This is a genomic window from Natrinema soli, from assembly GCF_028618695.1.
Window position 1 is genome coordinate 1 of record NZ_JAQIVI010000817.1, and the last position, 6,822, is coordinate 6,822.

At 64.1% G+C, this 6,822-nt stretch carries 4 protein-coding genes, 1 tRNA gene and 2 pseudogenes; 1 reads left to right on the forward strand and 6 read right to left on the reverse strand.

Features of this window, described 5'->3' with window-relative positions:
• From PGX04_RS33220 to PGX04_RS33245, 6 genes and pseudogenes are all read right to left on the reverse strand, one after another.
• The coding region (locus PGX04_RS33220) for a thermonuclease family protein (RefSeq protein WP_273742373.1) at positions 1-2,173 on the reverse strand (2,173 nt) is incomplete at its 3' end.
• A gap of 219 nt (positions 2,174-2,392) precedes the next feature.
• The gene (locus tag PGX04_RS33225; protein WP_273742374.1) at positions 2,393-3,592 is read right to left on the reverse strand and encodes a C45 family autoproteolytic acyltransferase/hydrolase; all 1,200 of its coding nucleotides are present in this window, start codon (positions 3,590-3,592) and stop codon (positions 2,393-2,395) included.
• Positions 3,593-4,015: 423 nt separating this feature from the next.
• Positions 4,016-4,255 (reverse strand): annotated as a pseudogene (locus PGX04_RS33230) (hypothetical protein); the annotation flags it as partial.
• Between the two features lie 612 nt (positions 4,256-4,867).
• Positions 4,868-5,107 (reverse strand): annotated as a pseudogene (locus tag PGX04_RS33235) (DUF7563 family protein).
• A 284-nt stretch (positions 5,108-5,391) separates the two neighbouring features.
• Positions 5,392-5,466 (reverse strand) — tRNA-Arg (locus PGX04_RS33240).
• A gap of 246 nt (positions 5,467-5,712) precedes the next feature.
• Complete coding sequence (locus tag PGX04_RS33245; protein ID WP_273742375.1) at positions 5,713-6,105, reverse strand: hypothetical protein; 393 nt, start codon at positions 6,103-6,105, stop codon at positions 5,713-5,715.
• A 404-nt stretch (positions 6,106-6,509) separates the two neighbouring features.
• Here PGX04_RS33245 and PGX04_RS33250 point away from each other — a divergent pair.
• Positions 6,510-6,822 (forward strand): AAA family ATPase (locus PGX04_RS33250; protein ID WP_273742376.1); only part of this gene is annotated, 313 nt, incomplete at its 3' end.

Genomic DNA, 6,822 nt, shown 5'->3' on the forward strand with positions numbered 1-6,822 from the left:
CGACGTCGGCGGCCGACCAGACGCCCCGACCCGCCGCGAGGGCGACCTCGTCGAGCGCGGCGAACTCGTCGTGGGCCGCAAAGCCCGACGAATAGACGCGGGCGTACCCGTCAGCAACGATCCGGCGGTTGTAGTTCACCGAGAACGAACCGGCGTCGAAGCTGGCCGTGAAGTCGTCGGGATCGTAGTGGAGGTAGCCGAGCAGTCGCCCGTAGTTTCCGCGTATCGGCTCCGCCTCGTCGAAGGTGAGCTTGACGTGGCGGCCCTCGAGATCGGGGTCGTCGACCGCCGCGCCGTCGGGTGCCAGCCGCTCGAGGATGTAGTCGGACGCGCGGTCGCCCCAGTCGTGGAGGTGGTCGGTCGCGTCGTCGGGGACGCCGAACCACTCCTTCGGGCTGGTCTCCGTCGGCGGCGTCTCCGCAGTGTCGACGCCGACGTTGCGGACGGTCTCGCGGTAGCCGTACTCGGTGTCGAGTTCGACCTCGACGGTGTCGCCGTCGAACACGCGAGTGATCCGGCCGTAGTACTCACCGTCGCGGTCGAACTCGATCCCGATCCCGTCTCGGTCTTCGAAGTAGTCGAACGCGGGCGAGAACTCCGTCGCGACCGGCTCGTAGACGGGACCGGCGTTTCTGACCTCGTCTTCGACCTGCCCGCCGTTAAAGCGGAAGGCGAGATCGAGTCGATCGGCGATCTCGTTCAAGTTCTCCGTTCGATCGTTCCCGCCGAAGTCCGACTGATCGAATAGGAAGACGGCTCCGCCGTCCGCGACGAACGACTCGAGGGCCGCGAGTTCCGAGTCGTCGAACGCCCACTGGGGCGTCGTGATCACGAGCCCGTCGGCGTCCGCCAGCCCGACCGAACCCGACTCCGCCGCGAGAGACGCCTCGTCGAATGCCGTCGTCGTGAACACGTGACTGTCCCAGCCCGACGCGTCGTCGTCGACCTGATCCGCGTTGAATCGGAACCCGATATCGAGCCGCTCGGCGACCTCGTTGAGGGCCCCCGTCTCGTCGTGGCCGCCGTAATCGGCCTGATCGTGGAGCAACACGGCTCCGGCGTCCGCGACGAACGACTCGAGGGCCCCAAGTTCGTCGTCGGTGAACGCCGCTGCGGGCGTCGTGATCACGACCGCATCGGCGTCGGTCTCGGTACTCCCGTCCGCACCGTCGCTCGCGCCCTCGAGAACCGCCAGCAGGTCATCAGCGGCGGTGACGGTGTATCCGTCGCTTTCGGCGTCGGCGATGAACGTCTCGAACCGGCCGGTATCGTAGTACTGGTTGTGGCTCTCGTCCCAGTAGACGGTCTCGCCGTCGATCACCGCATCCCAGACACCCCGGACGAACGCACGGTTCTCGTCGTGATCGCTGTCGTCCTCGACGAACGGCGCACCGAACCCGACCACCCGATCGTCGCGGGTGATCAGCGGAATCCGCTCGTCGTCGCCGTACTCGACGGCGTCGGATCCGGTCTGATCGCCGTTCGTCGCCGTCGATTCCGCCCACGCGAGGACCTCGAGGTCGTCGTCCGCAGCCAGGTGCGCCTCGGTGAGCGCGTCGCCATCGGGCGACACCTGGCTCGCCGTCGAATAGAACTGGAGGGTCGTCCCGTCGGTCGCGAACTCCGTGAGCGCTCGCAGCTCGTAGCCGTTGTCCTCGGCGTAGCGCCGGAAGGTCTCGTGACTCGAGAGGTCCCAGTACTGCTCGTGGCTCTCGTCCCACAGCACCGTCCCGTCGGGCCCGAGCAGTTCGTCCCAGGCGTTCAGCACGAACTCCTCGTTTCCGGCGTCGAACCCGCCGCGATCGTCGCTGAGGAAACCGGCGCTGCCGATCCCCATCACGGTTCCGTCTTGCGTGATCAGCGGAATTCGCTCGTCCTCGTAGGAGACGACGTCTGCTTCGTCGGTTCCGTCGTTCGTGCTCGTCACGTACGCGTTCTCGGAGGCCCACGCGACGACGTGTTCCTCGTCGGTGAGCGGCGCATACGTCGTGCTCACCTGTGACGCCGTCGAGTAAAACGAGAGGGACTCGAGCCCGTCGCCGGACGCCGAGTCGGCGGTCGCGAGCGCGTCGGATGATCGGGACAACGCGAGCGCACCCGTCGTCGTACCGAGCAGCGAGACGAACGATCGACGATTGATTCCGCTCTCACCGGTGGCTCGAAACGAGACCATGCGCACTGTGACTGTCTTTGTTACGTGAATCTTCGTAATAGTAATACGTCGATCTATGTGATCTATATTCGCGACCGAGGCGCACCGACGGGCGACGGACGGGCTCGGGGCCGACGATCGGAACTCGCGGCCCTCGAATCGAGAGCGCAACGGATGGACCGGAACCGATCGCATCGAACGGCTCGACGCGGACCGTGAGACGGCGAGACGGGATCCCGTTCAGGGGGCCGTCGATCCGCCGTGGGCCGCTCGGAGGCGCTCGAGCCACCGCGCACCCGTCCGAAGCGCCATCGAAAACTCGTCGCCGAACGAACACCGCGCCGGCTCGGTCTCGCAGGGGTTTCCCATGACGATCTCGACCGTCGGCGAGCCGCCCTCGAACACCGCCGCGCTCGCGGTCGTCAACTGACCGAACGCGTGGTCGTCCGTCTCGGGTTCGGGATGCCGGCAGATCGACTCGTTTCCCGGCCCGTGCTCGTGATCCGCCGCGATCCGCCAGAGAGAGTCGCGGTCGATTTCGTCGCCTCCCGCCTCGAGCAGCGCCGTCGCTCGCTGCCGGCGGCAGCGAGAACTCTCGGTCGACTCCGAGCGCGACAGCACGAAGTGATTCGTCCGGGCGACGGCCCCGTCGTCGGCGACCGCAATCCGCTCTTCGAGCGGGTTCACCTCGAGCAAGACGGCATCGGTTCCGTCCGCCAGAAACAGCGTCTGGGCCATCAGCTGCCGCGTCGGGATCGACTCGAGGAGTTCCCGGGCCGCCCCGACGGTGACACACTCCTCGAGCACGCGCCGGACGACGGTGCCGTTCCGGAACTGCGCCTCGGGCTCGATATCGTCCCGGTTCGCGTCGATGTAGGTGTTCGCGGCGACCAGCCCCCGATCGTTCACGCCCTTGTAGAGCATGACCGTCCCGCAGGTGTCGACGGTCAGAAAGCCGTGGTAGCCGTCGATCGCCGGCTGTTCGACGACCGATTTGGGGCGGGCACCCCGACCGGCGATGTCGCGGTTCTTGAGCACGAGTGAGCCGTCTCGTCCGGTCCGCGACGGCGACACGAGCGCGTTCGTACAGCCGCGCGAGGGATCGTCGGCCGGCTCGGCGGCCAGTTCGTCACAGAGGTCGCTGTACGCGAAGGCGTAGACCTCGTAGCTATCGGGATCGACGTCGAGCGTTTCGGCCATCGCCTCGTAGGACCGCACGTGTCGGTCGGGCATGCTCTCCCGACTGCGACGCGCGTACTCGAGCAGCGGCTCGAGGTCGACGTCCCGGGCGTCGATCAGCGACTCGAGTTCGGCGACGGCCCACTCGACGGCCTCGCGTTCGGTGTCGGCACGTCGGCGCGCCTGTTCGGCGAACGTGACCGGTTCGGGCGGCGCGTCCGGGCCGGTGAACGCGACCGGCTCGAGGTCGGTGTCGTCCATACCGTCGGAAGGTGATCCAGCGGGTTGTATCGTGGGCCTGAACGGGAAACCCGGTACAGGTGAGAGCGGAGATTACGGGCTCGAGCGGCGGCAAGCGAGCGGGCACCAGCAGCAGAAGTGACGGCGGCAACCGAGCGCGGGCGACAGCGAGGGCTATCGGGCAGGTATCAAGGGTCGAAAGGGTGTACACGTGTCGGCAGCGAGGATGACGATCGTCGTGCGTGCGTCGCGATGATCGGTGCGTCCCCCGTATCCCCTGTGATGCCACCGGTTGGCCCTGCCGACGTTCTATATAACGTTAGTGGCCGACATTAGTGTACCGGAACAGATTAATAGTCAAATATATACCCATCCGGAAGTATGCATCTCCGGTCACTCGTCACTCTCGAGAGTCTCACCGATCGAGTCGTCTCGTGCGGTCGCTGTCGCCCGGCGACCGGATGATCGACACGGTCGCTCGAGCGGAACATCCGGCTCGACGAGAACAATCCCGTAGAACGGAAGCGACTGACTCGCCTCGAGGACGGCCGTCGTCTGCGCGTCGTGCCAGGTGGCGGTGTGATCGCTCACGTACTCGAGCGCGTCGACGACCTGGACGATCTCGGCCTCGAGCGCGTCACCGCTGGCCGTCGAACGCTCGAATTCCGACGCTCGAGAACTCATAGCGGCCCCTCCCGTGCATTGCGAACTGCGCGCGTACAGTCCGGGACACAACCGACGAAGCACGTCGATGCGGTCACCGCAGCGCTCGCACTCGTCTGACTCGACGAGGCGGTTCATCGCGAACCACCGCCCTCGCGGCCAGTAGCCGTCTGTAGTGTCTACTCTTCTGTTGTTACTGTTGTAACAAGCAGCCCTGTTACTCCTCTCGTACTCAGAATGTATTCTTTACGTATAAATTCGGATCTCCAGGAGATGGGAAACAGAGATGAGGAGTCGCGCGTCTTAGCGGCTTGCGAAGAGTGCGGTGCAGTATATGCAGCAGTCGACTTGCTGAACAACGGTCTCAAGCCGATTGGAAGCCGAGATGGTTGTGGCTCTTGCGGTGGAACCGAATTTACGCGTCTGTCAAACATGACGGAGGGCAGCGAATCGGCCGAAGACGACACCGACAACTGAATAGCTCCGCCCGAGGACCGGTCAGTTCCACCGTCGGCGCGAACCGCTCGATTCTTGAGAGCGCGCTGAACCTCCTCGTCAGTAGCTTGATGAGCGGGATGGGCTATGGGCGTCTGACTCTCGACATCGTACAGTCGGTTCGCCGAAACGAACCCACTACACATCGGCCTCACCGCCGTGACGACCGGGCGACGTTTCCGGGTCTGGGATCGACACGTCGACACCAGCGGCGGAGCCGCGGCTTCATCGAGCGTACGCATCACAGTCGCCACACCGATGGGCTCGATCGTCATCGTCACCGAAGACGCGGCGGAACTGATCGGTGATGTGGGCTCCGCAGTTGCGACGGGTCGAGTTATCGACTGACGGCCAGGGCGCGACCGTCACGCCGACCACCTCACGGACTGCCCGACAACGAAAAACGCAGGCAGGCAGAGGGTGATGTTCAACTGCTGAACGAAGTTCGGATTCTCAGAACGAGTATCGTTTCGAGAATCCCGCGTTTTTGAGCCGTAGCGGGTTTCTCTCCTACATTTCAGTAGAAGGTCTAAAACGACAGTTTTCGTACGGGCACGATGGGATTATGAACTACGCCGTCGGCTCGCTCCGCTCGCCGCCGTCTAGTTCAAATCCCATCTCTGTCTGTGATTTGGTCCTCGCGTCCGCTCGTCGCAGAATCACGGGCACGATGGGATTTGAACCCACGACCGTCGGATTAGAAGTCCGACGCTCTTTCCGGACTGAGCTACGTGCCCTCGAGTCGGAATCAACGACGGAACGGCATAAGCGGTTGGGATTTCCGGCCACAGTCGGCTGCTCGCTTCGATCCCGGACCTCGAGCGGGATACCTGCAGCTACTATAGTAACACTGCAATTATTTACACGCTGATCGCACAGCTGTCGTGCGATCAGGTGTGCATTGACTTGCAGTGGCTACTAGAGACGACGAGTCGTCCGAAAAAGGTATCCCGAAACAGCGTGATCGCCGTCACTGTCCGTCGTCAGAACTCGACCTGCGTCTCGTCGTCGCTCTCGTTTTCGGTGGTGTCGTTCTCGGTCCCGTCCGACTCGTTGCCCGTGTCACTCGCTGAATCGTCGGACTCGTTTCCGAGACCGCTATCTTCGGACTCATTACCCAGTTCGCTCTCGTTTGACTCGTTACCCAGTTCGCTCTCGTTGGATTCGTTACCGAGCCCGCTGTCGGACTCGTTACTCCCGTTTTCGTCGGAGCCGAGACCGTCGGAGTCGCCCGACCCGTCGCTCGATCCGCTCGACTCGTCGCTCGGTGACTCCTCGTCGGATCCACCGCTATCCGAACACCCTGCCACTGCAGCAACCATACCAGCGCCGAGTCCGGCCGCGAACCGGCGCCTGCTGATGATCGTATCTGTCATGGGTCGACACCAGTCCCCGCAACGGACTGCCACATAACGGGCTATCTCCGTTTCAGCGATCAGACGGAGTTCGACCGAATTATTTCCAATTCGAACGGTTGAGAAAGGTACGACTTTCGATTACGGCGGTTTGATACGAGACAACCGATGATAACGTACTCGTAAAACGCGCCGACTCGAGCGAGGACGGATCGCGCCGGACCCGCCCTGACGGACGCGCTGAACCGATCTGCGACCGGACACGACCGATCCGAAAACCGTTGCAACGAGACAAGGGGGAGGGGACCGCCGACGATGGTCTCGTCAGCGCGGCGCTTGCAAACGACGCGTCGCGGATCGATATCTGCGCGTTCGACGAGCGATGAACACAGCGTTTATGCACGTCTCGCCGGTACGTAGTCTCGATGCACGTCATCGGAACGGTCGGACTCCCCGGAAGCGGCAAGGGCGAGGCCGCGACCATCGCACGCGAGGACGGAATCCCGGTGGTCACGATGGGCGACGTCGTCCGCCAGGAGACGGCCGACCGCGGGCTCGACCCCGCGACGGATCACGGCACGGTCGCGCAGGCGCTGCGCGAGGAAAACGGCCCGGCGGCCATCGCCGAACGATCGCTGCCGATGATCGAGAATCGCCTCGAGGCCCACGAGACGGTGCTGGTCGACGGCATCCGCTCGGGTACCGAGGTCGACGTCTTCGAGGACGAGTTCGGCGACG

Coding starts and splice junctions, on each gene's coding strand:
- PGX04_RS33225 (WP_273742374.1), bottom strand. CDS start 3,592: ATGGACGACACCGACCTCGAGCCGGTCGCGTTCACCGGCCCGGACGCG.
- PGX04_RS33245 (WP_273742375.1), bottom strand. CDS start 6,105: ATGACAGATACGATCATCAGCAGGCGCCGGTTCGCGGCCGGACTCGGC.